20 protein-coding genes are annotated in these 20,979 nt (G+C 65.9%); 12 read left to right on the forward strand and 8 right to left on the reverse strand.

The window, feature by feature from the left end; genetic code table 11:
* Positions 1-95: 95 nt before the first annotated feature.
* Both V4558_09090 and V4558_09095 read left to right on the forward strand, forming a co-directional pair.
* The gene (locus V4558_09090; GenBank protein ID MES2305651.1) at positions 96-1,457 is read left to right on the forward strand and encodes a hypothetical protein; all 1,362 of its coding nucleotides are present in this window, start codon (positions 96-98) and stop codon (positions 1,455-1,457) included.
* A gap of 141 nt (positions 1,458-1,598) precedes the next feature.
* The gene (locus V4558_09095; protein MES2305652.1) at positions 1,599-2,687 is read left to right on the forward strand and encodes a 6-bladed beta-propeller; all 1,089 of its coding nucleotides are present in this window, start codon (positions 1,599-1,601) and stop codon (positions 2,685-2,687) included.
* Positions 2,688-2,758: 71 nt separating this feature from the next.
* Here the strand turns inward: V4558_09095 and V4558_09100 are convergent, their stop codons facing one another.
* Entirely contained in the window at positions 2,759-3,592 is an 834-nt protein-coding gene (locus tag V4558_09100) for a hypothetical protein (protein ID MES2305653.1), read from the reverse strand.
* Between the two features lie 171 nt (positions 3,593-3,763).
* On the opposite strand from V4558_09100, the gene V4558_09105 reads away from it, so the two are divergent.
* Entirely contained in the window at positions 3,764-5,410 is a 1,647-nt protein-coding gene (locus V4558_09105; protein ID MES2305654.1) for an Ig-like domain-containing protein, read from the forward strand.
* On the opposite strand, the gene V4558_09110 is transcribed toward V4558_09105, so the two are convergent.
* Positions 5,397-5,645 (reverse strand): hypothetical protein, encoded by a 249-nt coding sequence (locus tag V4558_09110; protein MES2305655.1) that lies wholly within the window; start codon positions 5,643-5,645, stop codon positions 5,397-5,399. The two genes, V4558_09105 and V4558_09110, sit on opposite strands and share 14 nt — an antisense overlap.
* Positions 5,646-5,749: 104 nt before the next feature.
* Between V4558_09110 and V4558_09115 the strand changes: the two genes are divergently transcribed.
* Positions 5,750-7,279 carry a hypothetical protein gene (locus V4558_09115; GenBank protein ID MES2305656.1) on the forward strand — a complete coding sequence of 510 codons (1,530 nt, stop codon included), beginning with the start codon at positions 5,750-5,752 and terminating at the stop codon, positions 7,277-7,279.
* Positions 7,280-7,328: 49 nt separating this feature from the next.
* Positions 7,329-9,620 (forward strand): BTAD domain-containing putative transcriptional regulator, encoded by a 2,292-nt coding sequence (locus V4558_09120; protein MES2305657.1) that lies wholly within the window; start codon positions 7,329-7,331, stop codon positions 9,618-9,620.
* Between the two features lie 26 nt (positions 9,621-9,646).
* Here the strand turns inward: V4558_09120 and V4558_09125 are convergent, their stop codons facing one another.
* On the reverse strand, positions 9,647-10,798 hold the full coding sequence (locus V4558_09125) for a hypothetical protein (GenBank protein ID MES2305658.1): 1,152 nt from the start codon (positions 10,796-10,798) through the stop codon (positions 9,647-9,649).
* A 124-nt stretch (positions 10,799-10,922) separates the two neighbouring features.
* Here V4558_09125 and V4558_09130 point away from each other — a divergent pair, with 124 nt between their 5' ends.
* From V4558_09130 to V4558_09145, 4 genes are all read left to right on the forward strand, one after another.
* The gene (locus tag V4558_09130) at positions 10,923-11,945 is read left to right on the forward strand and encodes a hypothetical protein (protein MES2305659.1); all 1,023 of its coding nucleotides are present in this window, start codon (positions 10,923-10,925) and stop codon (positions 11,943-11,945) included.
* Positions 11,946-12,019: 74 nt separating this feature from the next.
* Entirely contained in the window at positions 12,020-12,400 is a 381-nt protein-coding gene (locus V4558_09135; protein ID MES2305660.1) for a BlaI/MecI/CopY family transcriptional regulator, read from the forward strand.
* The gene (locus V4558_09140; GenBank protein ID MES2305661.1) at positions 12,397-14,010 is read left to right on the forward strand and encodes a M56 family metallopeptidase; all 1,614 of its coding nucleotides are present in this window, start codon (positions 12,397-12,399) and stop codon (positions 14,008-14,010) included. The genes V4558_09135 and V4558_09140 overlap by 4 nt, the downstream gene beginning before the upstream one ends.
* A 75-nt stretch (positions 14,011-14,085) precedes the next feature.
* Positions 14,086-15,426 (forward strand): sorbosone dehydrogenase family protein, encoded by a 1,341-nt coding sequence (locus tag V4558_09145; GenBank protein ID MES2305662.1) that lies wholly within the window; start codon positions 14,086-14,088, stop codon positions 15,424-15,426.
* Positions 15,427-15,507: 81 nt separating this feature from the next.
* Here V4558_09145 and V4558_09150 read toward each other — a convergent pair whose 3' ends face one another.
* Complete coding sequence (locus tag V4558_09150; protein ID MES2305663.1) at positions 15,508-15,948, reverse strand: Ig-like domain-containing protein; 441 nt, start codon at positions 15,946-15,948, stop codon at positions 15,508-15,510.
* 228 nt (positions 15,949-16,176) lie between these two features.
* Between V4558_09150 and V4558_09155 the strand changes: the two genes are divergently transcribed.
* Complete coding sequence (locus V4558_09155; protein MES2305664.1) at positions 16,177-16,752, forward strand: DUF4142 domain-containing protein; 576 nt, start codon at positions 16,177-16,179, stop codon at positions 16,750-16,752.
* 8 nt (positions 16,753-16,760) lie between these two features.
* Here the strand turns inward: V4558_09155 and V4558_09160 are convergent, their stop codons facing one another.
* Together V4558_09160 and V4558_09165 are read right to left on the reverse strand one after the other, a co-directional pair.
* Positions 16,761-17,198: a hypothetical protein gene (locus V4558_09160; GenBank protein MES2305665.1), complete on the reverse strand. Its 438-nt coding sequence runs from the start codon at positions 17,196-17,198 to the stop codon at positions 16,761-16,763.
* A gap of 78 nt (positions 17,199-17,276) precedes the next feature.
* Positions 17,277-17,621, reverse strand: coding sequence for a hypothetical protein (locus V4558_09165; GenBank protein MES2305666.1), 345 nt, complete (start codon positions 17,619-17,621; stop codon positions 17,277-17,279).
* 153 nt (positions 17,622-17,774) lie between these two features.
* Here V4558_09165 and V4558_09170 point away from each other — a divergent pair, with 153 nt between their 5' ends.
* Complete coding sequence (locus V4558_09170; protein MES2305667.1) at positions 17,775-18,032, forward strand: LysM peptidoglycan-binding domain-containing protein; 258 nt, start codon at positions 17,775-17,777, stop codon at positions 18,030-18,032.
* 20 nt (positions 18,033-18,052) lie between these two features.
* Positions 18,053-18,514 (forward strand): hypothetical protein, encoded by a 462-nt coding sequence (locus tag V4558_09175; GenBank protein ID MES2305668.1) that lies wholly within the window; start codon positions 18,053-18,055, stop codon positions 18,512-18,514.
* Positions 18,515-18,652: 138 nt separating this feature from the next.
* Here the strand turns inward: V4558_09175 and V4558_09180 are convergent, their stop codons facing one another.
* Both V4558_09180 and V4558_09185 read right to left on the reverse strand, forming a co-directional pair.
* Positions 18,653-19,804 (reverse strand): hypothetical protein, encoded by a 1,152-nt coding sequence (locus tag V4558_09180; GenBank protein MES2305669.1) that lies wholly within the window; start codon positions 19,802-19,804, stop codon positions 18,653-18,655.
* 14 nt (positions 19,805-19,818) lie between these two features.
* Positions 19,819-20,952 carry a hypothetical protein gene (locus tag V4558_09185; protein ID MES2305670.1) on the reverse strand — a complete coding sequence of 378 codons (1,134 nt, stop codon included), beginning with the start codon at positions 20,950-20,952 and terminating at the stop codon, positions 19,819-19,821.
* Between the last annotated feature and the right edge of the window lie 27 nt (positions 20,953-20,979).

A 20,979-nucleotide genomic window follows, 5' to 3' on the forward strand; every position in this document is an offset into this window, starting at 1 on the left:
AGAAGGGAGAAGGGGGAAGAGGGAAGGGGGAATGGAGATGGGGGATTTGTTCCAGTCGATGGTGACGAACCGACGGCCCGCCGGGTCAGTTAGTCATGCGTCTCCCTCGCGCACTCTTGCTCACGGTGGCACTCCTCGCTGGATGTGCCGGATCGGAACCGACCACGCCGCCCAGCGTCGTGATCCGGCTGGAGCGCGGCGATGATCAGGCCGGCGAGGTGGGGACGCTGCTCGATCCGATTGTCGTGATGCTGATCGGTGCCGATGGCGCGCCGCTCCCCGGCGTGGCGGTCACAGTGCGTACTCCCGCCGGCGGAAGCGCAGCACTCGACTCGCCGCGTTCGGCGCCCGACGGCAGTGTCACCATTCGCTGGCGCCTCGCCGAGCAACTCGGTGATCAGGCCCTCGAAGTCTCGGCCGATGGTGCGCGCACGCTCGTCCTCAAGGCGCACGCGTTCACTGCGCCGCCCGAGCGCCTCCCGCTCGATCGCGTCCTGCTGATCGGGCTCCCCACCTACGAAGGCTCCGGAGAGGCAGTGCATCCGGATGTCGCGGTCGATCCGCTCTGGTCGCAGCGACTGCTGATGGCATTCACGCCCTATCCGGGTGGCGATTCCCGTTACGAGAATCCTTCGATCGTCACGACCATCACACCGCGCAGCTGGACGGTGCCGCACGGCGTGAGCAACCCGATCGCGGCGATCAGCGACGGTTATCTCTCCGATCCGGATCTCGTGGCACCGCAGGGTGATCGCTGGTCGCTCTACTATCGCGCTGTGGTGGATGGCACCAACCGGATCCTGATGCGGCAGAGTGACGACGCGGTGCAGTGGGGAGCACCGGTGGAGGTGTTGCGCACACCCAATCACGACGTGGTCTCACCGGCGATTGTGCGCGGCGGACACTCCGGGTCGTGGAAGATGTGGTCGGTCAACAGTGGCGTGGCCGGATGTCGCGCCGCGCAAACCACTGTTGAGTTTCGCGAGGCTTCTGATGGCCGGCGCTGGGGCGCACCGGTCGTCAGCGATCTGGTATGGCCCGGACGGGTCGCGTGGCATCTCGATGTGATCTGGGTCGCGGCGCGACAGGAATACTGGGCCCTCGTCGCGACCTATCCGGCAGGGAGCACCTGCGTCACCGATCAGTTGCAGTTCGCGCGCAGCACTGATGGCGTGCGCTGGACGCGGCATCCAGAACCGATTCTCACGGCGGGGATCCTGCCGGAATTCAGTGATGTGATTTATCGCTCGTCACTGCAGGTGGAGCCGGAGCAGGGGACGGTGGTCTTCTGGCTCTCGGGCGCCCGCTTCAATGGCTCGGTCTATACGTGGCGAACGGGGGCCCTGCGCGTTGGCATCCCGACGCTGCTCGATGGGACACGGCCGCTGGTGCCCGCGCTATTCGCCGGCGCTCTGGCTGACCGCGCGCTGTTGCCGATGCCGGAGCGGGATTACTGAAGTGATGGGTGATGGGTGATGGGTGATGGGTATGCGTGCGGGATGACAACTTCCCCTCAATCACATTGCACTCGATGTAACCCGGTTGCGGGGCCGCCAATCCCCCGGTACACTCACGGCCACCCCCTCCGTGGAGTCACCGTGCGCCGTCATCACCGCTGCTTCCTGACGCTGCTTGCCGTGGTAGCCTGTCGGGCGACTCCCGACTCCCTTCACCGCGCGGCAGCGGCCAACACCGTGCAGATCGACTCCGTGCCGTTTGTCGATCTTGTCCCGACCGACTCCACTGGCGCGGTCCGCTTCGGCAATGCTACGGACGCGACGCGACTGAGCAGTGGCGTCCTCGTCATTCCTGATCGCACCAGCGAATCGCTCCGGTTCATCTCCCACGATGGCCGCGTGCTCCGCGAAGTGGGGCGGAAGGGCGCTGGTCCTGGGGAGTTCGCGATGATCGACGAGATCGCGCAATGCGGCCCGGATTCGATCTTTGTATGGGACCCGCGGCAGCAGCGCGCCTCCGTCTTCGATTCGGTGGGGCACTTCGTTCGCCAGTTTGCGCTCCCCAGTAGTCCCCGGTTATTGGTGTGCAACGAGGCCGGCGAGCTGGCGACCATTGGGTCGGTCCAGGGCGGCGGGATGCCGTCGCTCGCGGCACCACCGCGGACCGGCGTAGTCACCACATTCACGCGGGACGGGACGCCGAGGCATGCATTCGAACGGCGTGTGATCGCCGAGAACCGGCCCTTGGCCGCCACCGCGACCATCGCGATCGCTGGAGGGAAGCTCTATTTCGGTCGCGGTGATTCGGCCGTGGTGACCGCCACCACGATGGACGGAGTTCCTGTCGCAACGCGAGCGCTCGGCATCGCCGGGCGACCAGTCTCTCCGGCCCAATATGCGGCGAGCATCGAGCATCTGCTTCTCGCGTTGATCCTGCCTGCCGACCGAGAGATGCCTCGTACCATCCTGATGAAAATCCCGGCCCCGACGCAACTGCCGGCATTCCGGGCGCTGCTCGCCGATCCCACGGGCGCCGTGTGGGCGGTGACCTCATCGTATGGTGACGGGGAGACGGTGCTGCACGGCGTCGACTCCGCCGGCGTGCCCATTGGCACCCTGCGGATTCCGCGCGATGTCGATGTGCGGGAGATCGGCCGCGACTACCTGCTCGGCATCGTCGAGGATGCCGAGGGGGAACAGCACCTACTGGTGTATCGGGTCAGGCGGTGAAAGTCCGTCACCCATCACCCATCACCCATCACCCATCACCCATCTCCCATCTCCCATCTCCCATCTCCCTCTCAGCAATGCCCCGCACCACTCCAGTTCCCCATCGGTGGCACCGCGAGCCCAGGACTCGCCGGGAAATTGGTGTTGGCGTCATGCGCCGCACGTTGCAACAGCCGAATCTGTGCTTCGGGAATGCCGAGCGGCGAATTACCGCTGAATGCCGCCGGCGCGAGTGTGCGCACGTCGACGCCACTGATCCGTTCGTAGATCTCGAGCGCGGCGAGGTAGGTACCGAGTGGTGACGGGTGATAGCCATCGAGCCCATAGAACTTGAGCGACGGGTCTTCACGCCATGCTGCGCGCCACGCCTCTCCTGCGGGGAGGAAGGTGCCATTCACGGCCGAGGTGGCGAGCTGGAAGGTGAGCCGCACGCCGTCGAAGTCCCAATCCTGACCGCTGCCGGGCGCACCCGACCACGACATCATCACGGCCGTGCGTGCGCCAGCGGCCTTGATCCGTTCGTCGAACATCCGGGTCCAGAGCACCAGCGAGTCGCGACACATCCCGGCAGGCGTCGGCCCTTGCTGCAGCACCACGACATCGATGCCGCCCTGACCGAGGAGCGAGAGGGCGTTCGAGCCGCCATTGATATGGTCAATGAGCGCGAGGTCAGCACCAGCCGCCATCAGCGTCTCGATCGGATTGCCGGCGGCCCTCGCGATCGAGGCCACGGTATTCGGCAGCGAATTCGTGTACGTCAGCGAATTGCCCACGAAGAGCACTCGCTGGGCGCCGCTCGGCGGTGGAGGGGGTGGCGGAGCCGGTGGGGGTGGTTCGACCACGGCGATGGTACCGCAGCCCAGCAGTACCAGGAGTGATGATGCCAGCGTGCGCGCGAGTGTCATGCAGCCTCCTCCTTGCCCTGAAGTCTGGCCCGATCCCGGGGTGATTGGACCCCTCCGGTGGCGCGCCTGACCACCCCCTGACACTCGATGTCCGGCCAACTCACGGTCAACTCACGGCTACCAGACACCCTCGTGCGATGATGGTCACGTCCCCTTGCTGAGGTTGTCCTGATGAAGTCGCCACTCCCCCTGATCCTCCTGTTGCTGGCCGGCTGCGCCGCCACCCCCACCGATTCGTCCGATACACCACAGAACGTCGTCCTCACCCTCCCGGTGGCGGAGATCAAGGTGGGCGACGAGATCCAGCTCACCGCCGTCGCGCGCAACGGCCTCGACTTCCCGCTGCCGGCGACCCCGATCGATTGGAGCACTGATCTTCCCGCGGTCGCCACGGTGACGGCGGCCGGTCGTCTGCGCGGGGTGGCGGCTGGTACGGTGATGGTGACCGCGCGTTCGGGCAGTGCGAGCGCGACCCGCTCAGTGATTGTCCGCCCGATCGAGCCCAACTCGATCACCCTCTCGCCGCTCCCCGCCACGCTGACCGCGGGGGGGCATCTGCAATTCGTTGCGGACGTGCGCGCTGACGGTGGCTACCAGCTCCAGAATGCCTCGGTGACCTGGAGTGTCACCGGGACGGCGCTCGCGAGCATTTCAGTCACCGGGGACCTGACCCCACTTACCGCCGGAGTCATCACTGTGACGGCGGTGAGTGGCACGGCGACCGCGAGTCACACCCTCACCGTGTTGCCGGCGCCGCCGGCGAGTGTTCAGATCTCGGGTGGCGCGAGGACCATCCGTCTCGGAGAGACCACAACACTCACCGCGTCGGTGATCGCCACGACCGGCACCACCATCGCCGATGCCCAGGTCGTGTGGAGTTCGAGTGACCCGACTGTCGTGACGGTGACATCCTCGGGCGAAGTCACTGGTGTCGGCGTGGGGCAGGCGAGTATCAACGCGAGCTTCGGGGCCCTCTCTCGCTCGGTGCCGATGCTGGTGAGCGGCACGATCACCCCGACGCACCGGATCGCCTACATCCGGGAGTACGTCGGCGGCGAACGACGGCTCGAGGTCATCGCAGAAAGTGGCGAACTCATCCTCAGTGTTCGCCCGTCGATCGATTTTCGGGTCGCAACCTTTGCCTCGCAACCCACCGTGACCCTCTCACCCGATGGCAAGACCATTGCCTACGATTGCCTTGGCGGAGTCTGCCTGTTGCAACTCGCTACCGGCAGTGCGACCCTCCTGCTCTATGGAGGGTACTCCGAGCCGACCTGGAGCGCGGATGGCTCCACCCTGGTCCTGCGCGGCGACTACAGCAGCGTCGTGCAATACAACCTGGTGACCGACGAGATCACGACCCTGCGCGCGCCGTTCTACGTCGAGCGACCGCGCCTCTCTCCCGATGGTCAGATGGTGATTTACGAATGCGATTTTTCCCGGCTCTACGAGGCGCAGTTCAGTCTTTGCCGGATGAATGCCAGCGGCAACGTGACCCTCTACAGGACCTACGGCAACGCCGTGAGCTTCGCCGCTGATGGGCGTATGGCGTACATCCGAAGTGTGGACGAGGTGGGCAGCTTCCGATTCCTGGTGGTTGAACCCCCGCAGAGTAGCCCCGCCCCGAGCGGCCCCGGCGTCGCCGAGTTCGTCGGCTTCGCGGACGTCACCGAGATGACGTGGAGCCCGGATGGGCAGAGACTCCTGCTGGTCCGGAACGGCGAGCTCTGGGTGGTCTCCATCCCAGGGGCCGGCGACCAGCGACCATTCGGCACCCTCGTGCCCGGGAGCCGGATCTCCAGTATCAGTTGGAGATAGCGCCAGACGACAAAAGACCTGGCAGCGATCTGCCGGAGAGTAGCTTCTCCGGCATGATCGTGTTGCACACCCTGGGCGCCATCAGGGCGAGGTCGGCCCCAGCCGCCATCAGCGTTTCCAGGGGTGTCCCGGCAGCCCGGGCGATCGAGGCTACCGTCTTCGGCAGCGAATTCGTGTACGTCAGCGAATTCCCCACGAAGAGCACTCGCTTGGTCCCGCTCGGCGGCCAACTCACGGCTGGCTCACGTCTGGCGTACACTCTTGGACGATGATGTACCGCGTTCTCGCCAACCGGTGACCGGGCGAAGGCGCTGTCGTCCCCCCCAACGGAACAGTCAAATGCGCAGCCATTCCCTGGTATACCTCTCGCTGACCCTGGTACTGGCCGGGTGCGGCGCCGATCCCGTCGTCATTCCTCCGCCCGCGCCAACACCTCCGCCCCCATCCACCCTGCCGATCGTTGCCAGCCTCGAAATCCCGGAAGTGGCGGAACTCCTTCCGGGAGACAGTCGGCTGATCACGGCGACGGCTCGCGACGCCGCGGGACTGGTCGTCGAGGTTCCGCTGGTGTGGAACACGTCCCAGCCATCGGTCGCCTCCGCATCGTCGCTCGGTGGCCAGCACGGTCTTGTCGTCGCCCTGGCGGCAGGCAGCACGAGCGTGACTGTGGCGGTCGGCGATGTCCGGGCCACTCGGGTGGTCACGGTTGTGGACCCGCGGCCCGCGACACTCAGCTTCGAGACGTCAACCCTCACGATGAAGGTGGGGGCCGAGCTGACCCTCGCCCTCACGACACGCAATGCCGAGGGGAAGCTGTTGCCGTCGCGTGCGGCCACGTGGAGCTCGGCCGATGCCGCTCTGGTCTCGGTATCCTCCACCGGCGTGTTGACTGCGCATCAAGCCGGTGTCACTGAGATCAGCGCGTCCGTCGGTCTCCTGACGGCGCGCGTGACGGTGACCACGGTGTCGGCCGTGCTGGTGATCCAGCCCGCGAGCATTCAACTCGCGATGGGCGACAGCACGCAATTGACTGCGGTGCAAACAGGAACTGACGGGCAGCAACTCCCGGGCAATCTTGAAGTCGAGTGGCAATCGGATCATCCGGAATGGGTTCGCGTCGACGCATCTGGCTGGGTCCATGCGGTGGCTGCCAACGTCGATGGGGTCTCGAGAGTCGCCCACATCACTGCAAAGCGCGCCGACCTGACTGGGAGCATGATCGTTCAGCTGCTGCCACTTCCTGGCGGCGCAGCCAGCGGACTCCGATTCGTTCACGCGGCGAGCGAACTTCAGGGGCTCGTCTTCGTGCCGTCTCGCGGGGCTTCTGCGCTTCTCAGGTTTGGCGAAAGTGCGGATCAGCCCATGACCGCCGGGGCTCTACGGGTGGATATGCTGGGCTTCCCGCCGCCGATCACTCCCCTCTGGCAGGATTTTTCCGAGGGCCTCCTCCCCGGCCAGCACTTGACGCTCTACGCCACGGGTGGGGTGCCGCAGGGATTCCTGATTGCGGTGTCGGATCTCCACGACCCGGTCGCACCCGATGTTGTGCTGATTCGCGTGCTGATGGCGAGCACGTATCTCCGAAACTGGGCACCCATCGACGCTTTTCTCGTCGAGGTCGGTGAACCCATTGGTGGGGCGATGTTCGGCAACTTCCTCGAACTCGGTTCGATCACCGACTACTCCCCAAGGCCCGCGCGCGCATACGAGCTGGTGCTGGTCGATGGCGTCGTGAGTGGTAGTCGCCCCGGGAATGGAGCGGAGCTGGCACGATTCCGTATCGACCCGCAGGGAGGCCGCGCGACCACTTACGCCATTACGGGAAACGGGCCCGGGACCTTCGGGCTCATCGCAGTGGTCGACCCCTGACAACCTCGATCCCCTTGGCAGCGATCTCCCGGAGAGTAGTTTTTCCGGCATGATCGTCCTGCGCACCTTGGGCGCGATTGGCCTTGCTGCGGTTGATGGGCGAGAACTCGATGGGCTCCTGCGCCAGCCAAAAAGGCTGGCGCTGCTCTGCTACCTCGCTTCGCCGAGCCCTGGCGCCTGGCACCGTCGCGATACCCTCCTCGCGGCGTTCTGGCCCGAGTTCGAAACCGGCCAGGCTCGTTCCGCTCTCCGGAACGCCCTCTACGTCATTCGTCAGGAACTCGGCCCCGACGTGCTTCGCACGCGCGGCGACGACGAGGTCTCCCTCGATCCTGCGCTGCTGGTGAATGATGTCGCGCTCCTGCAGCGTGACATCGATTCTGGCGCCCTCAGGGACGCGGTCGATCGTTATGGCGGGGATTTTCTCCCCGCGCTCTTCGTCCACGACGCACAGGGGTTCGAGAAGTGGGTCGATGGCGAGCGGCACCGGATTCGCTCCCTGGTCTTGAAAGCGGCCCTGCAGCTCTCGCTCGACGCGGAGGCGCACGGCGATCTCGCCGCGGCCCTGCAGGCGCAACGCTGGCTCTGCGAGACGGCTCCCGATGATGAGGCCGCCGCCCGCCGATACATCGCACTGCTCGACCAGAGCGGGGATCGCGTCCAGGCCCTGGTGGTGTTCGACCGCTTGCACGCACGCTTGCGTGATGAGTTCGGGAGCGAACCGTCGCGCGAAACCATTCGCCTGATCGAAGAGATCCGCTCTCGTCGTACACCAGCCGCGATGGAGGAGCAGGCGGCCGCCTACCCACCCCCCATCGCAGCCGCCGAAACAAGTCCCGGGCATCGCGCCGGCGTGCGCTGGCGCTGGTGGGCCGGGGCCGCCGTATTCGTCCTGACGCTCATCGCGGCCTCGCTCGGCCGCTGGCGCGCGGCGGTGGGAGCTGTTCCGACGTCGTTGCTCGTGTTGCCAATGGAGAACGCAACCGGCGATGCCGGCAATGACTATGTCGCGACGGGGCTCGCCGAAGACGTCGCAGCGCGGCTGACGGCCCTCCACAGCTTCGTGATTCATTCCGGGGCCCGGGCGCGCTGGCCGGTGCGCCCGCGTGAAGCACTCGCCACGCTCACTCCGCGCTTCGGAACAGCCGTGATCTTGCGCACGCGGCTCACGCGCACGGGGGACTCACTCCAGGTTACTTCGGAAGTATTCGATGCGCAGAGCGGTGCGACCCGCGAGATCGCAACCGAGCGATTCACGCTGGGCACGCTTCGCGATGCCGGCAGTCAACTCGCAGCCGCCGTCGCCGGCGCGGTGTTTCGTGTGCCATTGCCGGAGGTACCGCGAGATCCGTCCCGTCCAGTGGACCCCGAGGCCTATCGCCTCACCCTCCTCGGCTGGCACGTGCTGCTCCAGCGCAGCGATGCCGCTGGGGCGAGGGAACTCTTCCTTCGCGCTACGCAGATCGATCCGCTGCACGCGCGAGCCTGGTCGGGGCTGAGTTCGACGTGGGCTGCCGCCACCACCAATGGCCAGATTCCGTTCGACGAGGGGTTTGCGCTGGCCGAGGCCGCTGCGAGCCGCGCTCTCGCACTCGACTCCCTGCAGGGCACCGCCTGGGCGAACCTCGGCATCCTGCACGCACTAAAGGCGCGGAGTCTCGCGGCAGGGGAGCCGTTCTTTCGCAGGGCGATGATGGTGGAACCCGCCAACGCCGAGACCTACATGGTCCACGCGTCGGCGCTGCGCTTCGCGTGGCAGTGGGATCAGGCGCACGATGCGATCCGGGTCGCGCGGCAACTCGATCCGCTGAGTTCCTACTACGCGGGGCTGGAGGGGAACGGGGCGATGTGCCAGGATCGCCCCGCTGACGCGCTGCGCTGGTATCGCGTGCAGCTCGCACTCGATCCGCGTGACCGCAGCGCCCACCTCGGGGCGGGACGAGCACTGGCACGAATGGGCCGCTGGGACGAGGCGATCGCGCAACTGCGGGCCTTGGCGGTCGCCCGCGGCGACCCCGCCTTCGCCTCGGCGCTGTTGGCGGCACACGGTGAGCGGGGCTACTGGGAGATGAAGCACCGTGAAGGGGCTGGCCTGCTTGAGGAGCGCCAGCGGCGAGCGCGCACTGGCTTCGTGGCGCCGTATCTCCTCGGCGTGGCGGAAATCGGCGCTGGGCACCTCGATCGCGGCCTGGCACTGCTGGAGGACGAGACGCGGAACGGGAGCCGGATGGTCTACAAGCTGCCGTGCAATCCGGAAATCGATGAAGTGCGCTCCTTGCCGCGATTCCAGCGACTGCTTGCGGCCGCCGGGGCATTGCCGCTCACGGCTACGGGGCCGTAGCGCCTCGCCAGCACGGACGCGACCGTTCAGCGCGGCGTGCGTTGCAGGATCAGTTCGCGGATCTGTGGGACGGAGGCAGCTGCGCCGATCCGCGACAGGATCCGCTCACTCTCCCACGACGGCGGAATGCGGTCGAGCCACGTGCGTGTCCGATCGAGATCGCCCGCCTGACCGTACGCGGCGATGGCGCCGAGCGCGAGCTCGACCCGTCGCCAGCTCCCCTGCGCGAGTGCGCTGTCGTAGGCGGCGCCGGATTCGCTGAAACGACGCGCGCCCAACAAGGCGTCGCCGAGTCGCTGGGTGAGATTGAAGTCGTCGGGGTGTTGACGGTGCAATTCCTGATACCCTGCCACTGCGGTGGGCCACTCCTCCCGCAACAGCGCCGCCGCAGTGTTCGCGGCAAGCGCGCCATCCTCGAGGGCGCCCCGACTGGTCCCCAGCAATGCCGTGTGGGCGAACGCAAACGTCTGCCGCATGATCTCCCGCGAAGTGGCATCGAACTGCTGATCCTCGAAGGGATGGGTCGCGTGCGGATGGTTGATCAGGGTGACCGGAAGATTGCGCGAGATCATCGAGTCGATCATCGCGATTTGCAGTCGTTGCAGCAGTGGCTGATCGAGTCCGGCGCGGACCACGAGCACCGGCAGATCCCGTCGCCACGACGGACTGCTCCCGGCGCCATAATAGAGGAGGAGGGCACGAATCGTCGTGCGCGAAGCATCCTCTGCCGTCGGAAGTGCGATGCGGGCATTGGTGCTGCCGGCCCAGACCACGATGCTGTCGGACTGGATGCCGAGGCGAATTGCGTTGCGCCGAAGGTGGGCCAGAAGCGCATCAAACGAGGCGACGGCGCGGGACTCATCCGGAACCTGGTAGACGATGCCGGCAAATCCCTCGGCGGCGGCAAGGCGAGCCCACCCGCTGTTGAGCGGATCGTCCTTGAAGCCGCGACCGATCACGTTGAAGACGATAAAGACGGGCTGGGCACCCTGACGGCGCCGTGACTGGTAGAGGTCGAACGTCAGAGCCGAATCGCCCTCGCCCAGGTAGGTCAGGTTGTGCCTGCCGATCACCGCGGAAATCGTCGCCGGGTGAAGCGCCAGCTTGGCGGGTGGTGGGGCCTCCTGAGCTCCGGCGATGATGGGCAGGAGGATGGCGGCCAGGAGAAATCGACGCATGATGTCGGTTCCGTGAGGTAGAGGTTCGCGGTGCCCTACGTCGCCGATCCCGCTCGGTTCCGTGTTGACACATTCCTGACCGAATCGTACCGTTGGCGATCTCGATTCTGCCGGCGGAATGCATATGGGTCCAGGGTCTCGTGCGAGCGTCGCAGCATTCATCTTCCTCGCCTCCTGCGGCCTGGGTGAAGCGGCCCCCGATCCGACGGAAGGGACCGGCACACCCCACGACTGGGCGATCAGTGTCGCCGTGGACCGCCAGAACCTGCCGATGAAACAGGGCGCCACCGACACGGTCCATTTCACCGTGACCCGCAGCGGCGGCTTCATCGGCCCGGTCGAGTTCAAGCCGCTCGAAACCCAGACGCCGCAGTTGACGATTGCCAATGTCGTGACCACTGGCACGACCACGACCGCACTCCTGATCATCAAGGTACCCAGCAGCTATCCACTCATCACCTTTCCCTTTCCAGTGCTCGTCAGGTCCCCGACGGATCAGGTGGCCGGGGTGAATGTCGATATGAGCATCACGGTGTCCCGCGCCCCGGGAGTGTTCGTCAGCATCGGGAATGCATTTACGGTGGCCCGTGGCGGGCCCGCGCTGGCCGACCCATTCTCCCTGATTCGCACCGATTTTGACGGCGAGGCGACGATGTCGCTGGCCCTCGGCAGCGCGCCGGCCGGCATCACGGCGGTGTTCACGCCCAATCCGCTGACTGGTACCACGGGCTCGATGGCGATCCAGGCGGATGCTTCGGTGCCAGAGGGGGTCTACAACATCGGCGTACGCGCCAACGGGGGTGGCTTCCAGGGCACGGCGCCGCTGAACCTCACCGTGACACCGCCGCCCTCGCTCGCGCTCACACTCGCCTCCGGCACGATCACGCTCGCGCGTGGGACCATTGGACAGGTGGAGGTGACGCTTACCCGCACCAATCTCCCGTCGTCAGTGAGCCTGGTCACCAGCAACACACCGTTCGGCCTCGCGATGTCGTTCACGCCGCCGTCGACGACGGGCAATACGATGACGGCGAACGTGAACATCACGCCGGCGACCGTCCCGGGGAACTACATCATCACCATCAACAGCAACGGCTTCGGCGTGCCCGCGGCGACGGTGCCCCTGACGGTGGTGGTGACGCCGTAGGCGGACCTCCTAAGGTCTTAGTTGACAGCGGGTCGCGCCGGCCGTATTATCTCCTAAGACATTAGGAGGTAATCGTGGACCCGATCTTCACCGACCGCGAACTCGACATCATGAATGCGCTGTGGGATGCCCGCTCGGGCACGGCCGCCGAAGTACGCGCCGCACTCGCAGACGCACTCGCCTACAACACCGTCCTCACCATGCTCGGCATCCTGGAAGGGAAGGGGTACCTCCGCCGAGAAGCGGAGGGCCGGGCCTTCCGATATTTCCCGACGGTCGCTCGACGCAGCGCCAAGAAGTCGGCACTCAAGCGCCTCACGGCGCGCCTCTTCGACGGTGACCCCCGGCTCCTTGTGGCCGAGCTGGTCCGCGATCGTACGCTCACTGATGACGACCTCCGCGAACTCAAGCTTCTCCTCGACCAGCGCCTGCGCGAGCGCAAGGAGTCCCGATGATCGCTTCGTGGATGGTATATGCCGTCTGTTTCGGTCTCCTCGCCATCGCCGGCGCCACCCTGCTCGAGCGCCCCCTGCGCGAGCGGGTCGGCGCCACCAGGAGACTCTGGATCGCGCTGATCTTTGTCGCGTTGATCTGGCCAATGGCAGTGGTGATGGTGACTCGGCAGGCGGCGTCCGCGGTCGCTCCGGAGCTCTCGTCTAGGTCGGGTGGGCCGATTCGGCAAGACGATCTGTCAGGGGCCTTCGCGTCCGTGCGACCCGCAGTTACGCTCCCAGTCGTTGTGCCGGCATCGATGCGGATTGATCGCATCGCTTTGCAAGTCGCGATCGGCGGGCCCATGCTGCTGTTCGCACTCCTGCTGCTCGAGGGCGTTCGACTGCTTCGTGCTCGCCGACGCTGGCGTCGTGCTGACGTCGATGGTACCGCTGTGCTGGTCTCGCAGGACTTTGGCCCCGCTATTGTTGGCATCTTCCGACCGGCGATCGTGATCCCGGAATGGGCGCTTGAGCTGCCGGCAGGACAACGGCAGCTGATGCTTACCCACGAGTCGGAACATCTCGCGGCGCGTGATTCATCCTGGCTGGGCATCGGTTTCCTTGGGGTGGCGCTCGCACCATGGAATCCGGGGCTCTGGTATCTGCTGCGCCGTTTCCGCTTTGCGATGGAGGCGGATTGCGACCAGCGCGTTCTCCAGCGGGGCTACGACGTCGAAACGTACGCCACGTTGTTGATCGAGATCGGGCGGCGGAGCTCGGGGCGGTCACTGCTCGCGGCGGGATTTGCCGAGCGGCATTCGATGCTGCGCACGCGAATCGAGTCCCTCTTCGCGGCGACTGCACCCGCTACGATGGCTTCCCGCTGGCGGCTCGTCAGTGGGGCCGCGATCGTGGCCGCCGCCTGCGCGGTAGGCCCAGCCCGGAGCGGGGCGGGCACAGGGACTCAATACACGCTGACTGCACTAGGGCCTCAGGTGGCTGACTCTGTGGTCTCGGCTGATGACCCAACAGCAACGGTGCGGCTGGCGCGCAACCTTCCGAAGCAGTTCCGGGTGAGCGAATCCGGAAGTATGCCAGACAGCCATCCAGGGTCCGCGTGCGCGAACGTGCTTTTCGATGAGAGTGATGGGACGCGACTCCAGTTGCAGGCGGTCATTGCCGGGCCGCTGCATCCGACACCGGGAAGCCCGGCTAGGGCGCATGGCTTCTACGCCGTCGCGCCGGCTGGCCGGTATGGTCTGAAGGAAGACGAGTGGCTGCGTGTCGGGTGCTCCACTGCGTCGCGGATTGCTGACCGCGATGGTGAAATCCCGGTTCGTGTCCTCGATGCGTCGCTCAAGACCGAGTTCGGTATCACGCTCGACTCGTTGACCCGCGATGGCGGTCAGCTCCACGTGGCCTACGCCGGAATCCTCGCGGACACTCTGAGAGGCAGGGCGCTCCAGATCGCGCGACTGCTCATGGATCGGCTCGGGAGCAGCGTCAGCGAAGTCGACACGGTCACGGTACGGGTCAAGTTGCCCGAAGCGTGGCGGCCGGCCGCGGCGCCGGAGCTGAGCGTGAGTTCATTCAAGTGGTACTTCTACCGGGATCAGTTGACCGCGAAGTAGCCTGGTGCGGTCACTGTGACAGCAGGCTGACACCCATCGTCCCCAAGGCGCAGGCACCCTTCGCGTTGAGGACCGATGACCGACCGCACTCGCACCACCGGCGCGCTATCGCGCGCCCGCCTCGCTCTGCTGATGGCGACACTTGCGGCCTGCGGCGACACCGCCCGGCTCGCTCCGGGGGCGGGGATGGGCCCTTCGCCCACGCTGCCGGCCCCACATCACACGCTGATTCCCACGGTACACGTCGCCACGGCCGTCGGCTGGCCCGCCAGCACCACGCCTGCGGCTGCCACTGGCCTCGCGGTCAACGCGTTCGCCAGTGGACTCGATCATCCGCGCTGGGTCTACCCCCTGCCCAACGGCGACGTCCTCGTGGCCGAATCGAATGCGCCGGTCCGTCCCGATGATGGCAAGGGGATCAAGGGGTGGTTCATGCGCAAGTTCATGCGTCGCGCGGGCGCGGCGGTGCCGAGCCCGAACCGGATCATCCTGCTGCGCGATGCCGACGGTGATGGTGTTGCCGAGCAGCGCACGCTCTTCATCGCTGGACTCAACTCGCCATTTGGAATGGCGCTGGTCGACAGCGTGCTCTACATCGCCGATACCGACGCTCTCCTCGCGTTCAGCTACCGGGCCGGCGATACCATGCTCACCGGCGTGATCGGCAAGGTGATCGATCTGCCGGCGGGAACCATCAATCATCACTGGACCAAGAATGTGATTGCGAGCCCCGACGGCAAGCACCTTTACGTCACCGTCGGGTCCAATAGCAACGTGGCCGAGAACGGCATTGCAGCGGAACAGGGTCGGGCTGCGATTCTCGAAGTGGACCGGACCACGGGCCGACAGCGCACTTTCGCCACGGGGCTCCGCAATCCCAATGGACTCGGCTGGGAACCGGTGAGTGGCGCGCTCTGGGCCGTCGTCAATGAACGCGACGAAATCGGCAGCGACCTCGTGCCGGACTACATGACGTCGGTGCAGGATGGCGCCTTCTACGGCTGGCCCTACAGCTATTACGGTCAGCACGTCGACAACCGCGTCGACCCTCAGCGCCCCGATCTCGTGGCACGTGCCACGGTGCCCGACTATGCGCTCGGCACGCACACGGCCTCGCTCGGCCTCGCCTTCAACACCGGGACGCTCTTTCCGGCACACTTCCAGGGCGGAGTGTTCATCGGCCAGCACGGTTCGTGGAACCGGCGGCCATTCAACGGCTATCGCGTCGTCTTCGTCCCCTTCAATGCGGGCAAGCCGTCCGGCGAGGCCGAGGTCGTGCTCGACGGATTTCTCAATGCTGAGGGTGAGGCGCGAGGTCGGCCAGTGGGTGTGGCCATCGACCGGCGAGGTGCGCTGCTGGTCGCCGATGATGTGGGGAACGCGATCTGGCGAGTCACACCCGCTGTTCCTCGATAGGACGGCGCGCCGACCTAAGGCAAACGGCGGGCATCTCACGATGCCCGCCGTTTGTGTGTTCATCCTGCAACGGCTGCGGGACTACTGTTGACCGCCACCCACTGCCGTCCCGGTCAACGTGAAGGTCGCTGGGGTCGTGACACCGGCCACCGTGGCGGTCACCGTCTGTGCGCCGGCCGTGGGGCCGAGAACGAAGGTGCTCTGCGCCTGACCTTGCGAGTTGGTGGTCGAGGTCGGGGTGCCGATGGTGCCACCCGCCGTGGATGCAAAGGTGACGGTGACGCCGCTGACGGGATTGCCGTCTTCGTTGGTGACCTTCACGATCAACGGATTGGTCACCATGGTGCCGACGACACCGGTCTGGGTGTTGCCGCTGACCACGGCGATGGATGCCGCGACGTTGGAATTGGTGGTGTCATCGTCGCAGGCTGTGACGCCGAGAGCGACGAGGCCGAGTGCGGCCGCGACAAGTCGGAAGTGCCGGAACGCATGCTGGCGTGCGGCTGGGGGATTCGAACGCATGAGTTGCTCCTGTCTTGAATTCCTGGTGATGAAGCCGCGACCTCTGATCCACACGCAGTGTCGTGCTGTCGATCGCGATTCGGTGACGCACAACTCGCGCGGCCTGACACGCGCGTGACACCTGCGCGCCGCCTGCGTTTGCGACTGCAACGCGACCATTGGCGAGGTCAGGCGTTGCTGTGTCACGCAACGCAACAGCTCACGTCTCCCCGTAGTGATGCGGGTTTGATGACTGTTCACTTTGCGACGACGAGGTACGCCATGCCGGGGACCATGCGAATGCGGCGACGGATGAGCGCTGCACTGGCTTCGCTGCTGATCGGTGCAGTGATCACAGTCAGCGCACAGGAGGGCTCACGCGCTGGACTGACGCCGGCAGAGAAGGACTTCGTGGCGTCGGCTGCGATGGGCGCGAACTATCAAGTGGCGGCAGCGAAGGTCGCTCTCGCGAAGAGCAAGAGCGATGTCGTGCGACGATATGCCGAGGGGATGATCACCGATCACACGGCGATGCTCGACCGACTCACCACCACGGTGCGGGCGGCCGACCCGACCGTGCAACTGCCGACCACGCTGGATGTCACGGGGCAGGAGCGATTGCGAGCCCTCACAGCCGCGGTTGACGGCTTCGACCTCACCTACCGGGGCCAGATGATGTCGAGTCACACGGAGGAGGAGGCAGCGTACCGCGCGTTCCTCGAGAACTCCACCAGCAATGCCGGAGTCCGTGCCCTCATCGCGAGCGGTCTCCCGATGGTGCAGGCGCATCTCGGCGCGGCGAAGGAACTGCCTCGGCGGATCTGACGAGGCCGTCAGTTCGCCGTGTGCGGGGTCGCGAGGAGGGTGAAGGTGGCCGGTCGGCCCACACCTGCTACGGTCGCGGTCACGATCTGGGTCCCGACATTCCGGCCCAGGACATATCGCGCGGTCGCCTTGCCGTCGGTGTCGGTGGTTTCAACGGAACTGTTGACGACAGGTGGTGATCCCACCGAGTAGGTCACCCCGATATCGGCCACCGGGCGGCCCAGCAGGTCGGTCACCTTCACGACCAGCGGCGCCTCCAGCACGGTCCCTGCCAGGCCGCTTTGTCCGTCACCGCTCACGATGCTGACCGTGGCGGGGAGGTCGCTGACACCCACCGCGCTCTCACTGCCACAGCCGCTTGCCACGACGCCACCAACCAACAGCAGCAAGGTTCCGAGGCGGCCCCCGACTTGTCGTACGTGTGCGCCCGCGTTGATCGTTGCCATCGCCACTCCTGAAGAGGATGGCGGAACGAATCCCGCCAGCCGGGCGGTGGCGATAGATGATTCTTGATTTGCGGCGCTTCAGACCCCGACGCGACGATAGGCCAGCATCACGAGGAACTTGTGAATCGCCAGATGGAGCAGGGCATACGCCACGATTGCGATCAGGATCGGCACGGCGACCACGGAGGTGGTCCCCTCCACGGTAGGCGAGGCCACGATTCCCTTGAACGGGGCATAGAAGGGATCAGTCACCGTGTTGATGAACCGGACGAAGCCGACCCACGTCCGCGCATCCATGAAGACCAGCAGGAGACGGATCAGCAACAGGGTGTAGATCAACCAGAAGATGTAGTCGATGAACTGGTAACCGCGGGCCGCCGGGCGAGAGCGACCGGGGATGGCAACTACGACTTCGTCATCCATGAGGAACTCCTGTGGGGGAACGCCGATGGAGACGCCTCAGAAGGGTGGAGCGGCACGGGCAGCGCTGGCCGTGTACACGCCCCCTTGTGCGACGTCACCACGGTACTTCCCGATGTTGCAGTTCCGTACCACTCTCAGTTGCAGGAGGACCGGATGGATACCAAGGCCACACCGAATGACGAGTTCCTGGATGTCACCTCAGGACATTCGTCCACTGCCCCGGTCCCTGAATCACAGGCCGACGGCATTCCGGAGAAGACCCACACTGTTGTCGCCGGCGACACGCTCTCGAAGATTGCCAAGCAGACCTATGGCGATGCCAATCGCTGGCGTGAAATCTTCGAGGCCAACAAGGACCAGATCACCGATCCGGACAAGATCTTTCCGGGTCAGACTCTGCGTCTCCCCTGAACTTACAACCTGGAGTCACCATGTCATTGTCATTCCGTTCCCTCTCGCGTGTCGCCCTCGCTGCCGCCCTCGTGGCCTGCGGCACCGCCAAGAAAGCCCCCGACGCGGATAGCATGGCCGCGGCCAATGCCCCGCCGCCGGTCGCGCCACCCGTGGTTTCGGTAAAGAATGTCGACCTCGGCAAGTCGCTGAATGCCGACAAGAGCATCAACGACAACACTGGCACCTTCGGCCAGCGTGACACGATGTACGTCGCGGTGAAGACCGATGGCGTCGGCACGGCGCTGATCGGTGTGCGCTGGTCCACCGAAGCCGGCAAGCTCGTGGATTCGACGTCGCAGTCGATGAACTCCACCGGCGAAGCGTGGACCGAGTTCCACGTGATGAAGAAGACCCCCTGGCCGGCCGGGAACTATCAGGTCGACGTGACCCTGAACGGCGTGGCGGCGGGAACCAAGAAGTTCGAAGTCAAGCGCCCGTAGACAGCATGGAAGGCGGGAAGCGGGCGAAATAGGTTGTCACCCTGAACGAAGTGAGGGGGCGGAGCACCGGTCCGAACGGCGCTCCGCCCCCTCGCTGCGCTCAGGGCGACAATTCCCAATCACCCGTCACCCTTCTGCTCAGGGCAGCTTGAAGCGTTGCAGGTGCAAGAGATCGTCGTCGTCCTTCCGCACGGTGTAGAGCGAGCGCGCATCGAAGCCGACGAGGCGAGTAGCTGCCGGAAATGCGACGCGATCCACCACCACTCCCCGTCGGTCCAACACGTCATAGGTGCGCTCGGTTGCGTCGGCTGCGGCGCTGCGCCCGACCCAGATCCGTCCCCGTGGGTCGGGAGCAAGGCGCTGCGGCGGGAAGGGTGGCCTGACATCGCGAAGTGGTGGCTCGATCACCGGCATCGCCAGGTTCCGCGACTCGCCATTGGTGGTGACCCTCGGCGGTGCGGCCGCTCGCAGCTGGGCTCGCGCGGCGTCGTGGTCGGCGTTCGTCACCGGCAAGGCGGCGTAGGGAATCACCTGCCCCCGGATGCGTGCGCTCGTGGGCGAGAACCAGTCGACCCGGTATGGCTCGGCCCGCACGACCGCGACCCAGCCGTCGGGCGCCACTGCCCAGGCGTCCTGCGGCGAAAAACCCACCAGAAGGCCAAGACTCATCCGCGGGTCCGGTCCCGCGACCGACCGGAATTCCTGCTGCAGCAGATACGCGATGGTGTCGGTGACCACGCCGTGCCGATCGACGCGCAGCAGCGGCAATGAATCGCGACCCGTGCGCGGATGCCCCAGCGATCCCATCGTATACAGGTTTCCCAACGAATCCGGCACGAACTGGTCCGGCTCCTCGGGATTGATCGTGAAGCCGCCAGGTTTCAGCGGAAGCGGAATAATATCGAGCACGCTTCCCGAAGAGGTGATCGGAAGAAAGCGTTGTTGACGCTGGTCATACACCAGCAGGCCGCCACCTCGAGCGCGATAGCCACTCCCCGGGTCCCGGAATTCTCGTGGTCCGGCGCCGCTTCGCGCGAGGGAGACCGCAGTGCCCCTCGACCAGTCGAGCAGCTGAATTTCCTTGTCGCGCGGGTCCGTGAGCACGAGTCGCCCATCGGGCAACGCGGTGACCGACCGTACCGACGAGAACGGCAACGGAAATTCCGTCGGTGTGCCGCTGAGCCGCCGTGGTGGCGGCTCGACGGCGGTGCGCTGGGCGGAGCTGGAGTTCGCACGGGCGAGCAGCAGGGCCGCCGTGATCAACGTGGCACGGGTTACGGACAGTGGCATCAGGAGCCGGTCTCCTAGGGGAGTTTGAAGCGCTGCAAGTGCAGCAGGTCGTCGTCGTCCTTCCGCACCGTGTAGAGCGAATGGGCATCGAAGCCAACAAGCCGGGCACCGGCCGGGAGTTCGAGTCGATCGACCAGCGCGCCGCGCCGGTCGAATACGTCGTAGGTACGCGTTGTGGCATCGGCAGTGCGGCTGCGCTCGACCCAAAGGCGCCCCATCTCGTCGATGCGCGGAACCTGGGCCGGGAACGGCGGCTTGACCTCGGCCGTGATCGGCTCGGCAGTAGGCGTCTGCACCCGGCTGCTCTGCCCGTTCCGACTCACCGATGCGCTGCTGCCCGCGCTGCGCGCCTTGATCGAATCGCGATCGGCACCGGTGACGCGAAGCGGCGTGAAGGGAATCGATGCACCAACCACCCGCGGCTTTCCTGGCGTGACCCAATCCACGCGATAGGGGGCCGCCTTGACCACGGCGACGGCGCCATCGGGGGCGACCGCCCAGACATCCTGCGGCGAGAACATCACGCTCCGGCCCATCGTGACTCCCGGTTGGGACGACGGCAGGGGGCGCGACTCCTGTTGCTTCAGAAAGCCGAGGGTGTCGCTGGTCACGCCGCGGCGGTCGATGTGAATCAAGGGAATGGAATCCTGCGGGCCTGCCCGGGTAAACCGCGAGCCCAGGGTGTAGAGATTGCCCAGTGAGTCGGGCACGAAGGTGTCGGGGCCCTCATCCGATGCTCCCCACGAGCTCGGTGTCATCGGCAGGGCCACGACATCGCCCACCTGGCCCGAAATCGCAATCGGCAGGAAGCGCTTCTGCCGCTGGTCGTAGACGATCACCCCTCCCCGCGCCGCGCGGTAGGTCCCGCCAGGATCCTGAAATTCTCGCGGACCGGTGCCCGGACGCGCCAGTGGGGTGGCCGATTTCTTTGCGAAATCGACGAGCAGCAGCTTCTTCTCGGCGGCATCGGAGAGAACGAGGCGGCCGTCTGGGAGGGCGGTAAGTGACCGCACCGATGTGAACGGCTGGGGGAACTCCTCGGCGCGCGTGACAAGCCGTCGCACCGGTGGCAGTGCGGGCTGTTGTGCGGCCAACGATGGCGTGACAGCGGTTGCGCAGAGCGCGAAGAGTGCAACGGCACGAGTCATCAGCAGCTCGATGTGAGGGGTCGCACC

Source organism: Gemmatimonadota bacterium, from assembly GCA_040388535.1.
Classification (GTDB): Bacteria; Gemmatimonadota; Gemmatimonadetes; order Gemmatimonadales; family GWC2-71-9; genus Palsa-1233.

Bases quoted from the DNA above. Each gene is read 5' to 3' on its own strand.
- V4558_09090 (MES2305651.1), top strand. From the start codon at position 96: ATGCGTCTCCCTCGCGCACTCTTGCTCACGGTGGCACTCCTCGCTGGA.
- V4558_09100 (MES2305653.1), bottom strand. From the start codon at position 3,592: ATGACACTCGCGCGCACGCTGGCATCATCACTCCTGGTACTGCTGGGC.
- V4558_09105 (MES2305654.1), top strand. From the start codon at position 3,764: ATGAAGTCGCCACTCCCCCTGATCCTCCTGTTGCTGGCCGGCTGCGCC.
- V4558_09115 (MES2305656.1), top strand. From the start codon at position 5,750: ATGCGCAGCCATTCCCTGGTATACCTCTCGCTGACCCTGGTACTGGCC.
- V4558_09120 (MES2305657.1), top strand. From the start codon at position 7,329: ATGATCGTCCTGCGCACCTTGGGCGCGATTGGCCTTGCTGCGGTTGAT.
- V4558_09125 (MES2305658.1), bottom strand. From the start codon at position 10,798: ATGCGTCGATTTCTCCTGGCCGCCATCCTCCTGCCCATCATCGCCGGA.
- V4558_09130 (MES2305659.1), top strand. From the start codon at position 10,923: ATGGGTCCAGGGTCTCGTGCGAGCGTCGCAGCATTCATCTTCCTCGCC.
- V4558_09140 (MES2305661.1), top strand. From the start codon at position 12,397: ATGATCGCTTCGTGGATGGTATATGCCGTCTGTTTCGGTCTCCTCGCC.
- V4558_09145 (MES2305662.1), top strand. From the start codon at position 14,086: ATGACCGACCGCACTCGCACCACCGGCGCGCTATCGCGCGCCCGCCTC.
- V4558_09150 (MES2305663.1), bottom strand. From the start codon at position 15,948: ATGCGTTCGAATCCCCCAGCCGCACGCCAGCATGCGTTCCGGCACTTC.
- V4558_09155 (MES2305664.1), top strand. From the start codon at position 16,177: ATGACTGTTCACTTTGCGACGACGAGGTACGCCATGCCGGGGACCATG.
- V4558_09160 (MES2305665.1), bottom strand. From the start codon at position 17,198: ATGGCAACGATCAACGCGGGCGCACACGTACGACAAGTCGGGGGCCGC.
- V4558_09165 (MES2305666.1), bottom strand. From the start codon at position 17,621: ATGGATGACGAAGTCGTAGTTGCCATCCCCGGTCGCTCTCGCCCGGCG.
- V4558_09170 (MES2305667.1), top strand. From the start codon at position 17,775: ATGGATACCAAGGCCACACCGAATGACGAGTTCCTGGATGTCACCTCA.
- V4558_09175 (MES2305668.1), top strand. From the start codon at position 18,053: ATGTCATTGTCATTCCGTTCCCTCTCGCGTGTCGCCCTCGCTGCCGCC.
- V4558_09180 (MES2305669.1), bottom strand. From the start codon at position 19,804: ATGCCACTGTCCGTAACCCGTGCCACGTTGATCACGGCGGCCCTGCTG.
- V4558_09185 (MES2305670.1), bottom strand. From the start codon at position 20,952: ATGACTCGTGCCGTTGCACTCTTCGCGCTCTGCGCAACCGCTGTCACG.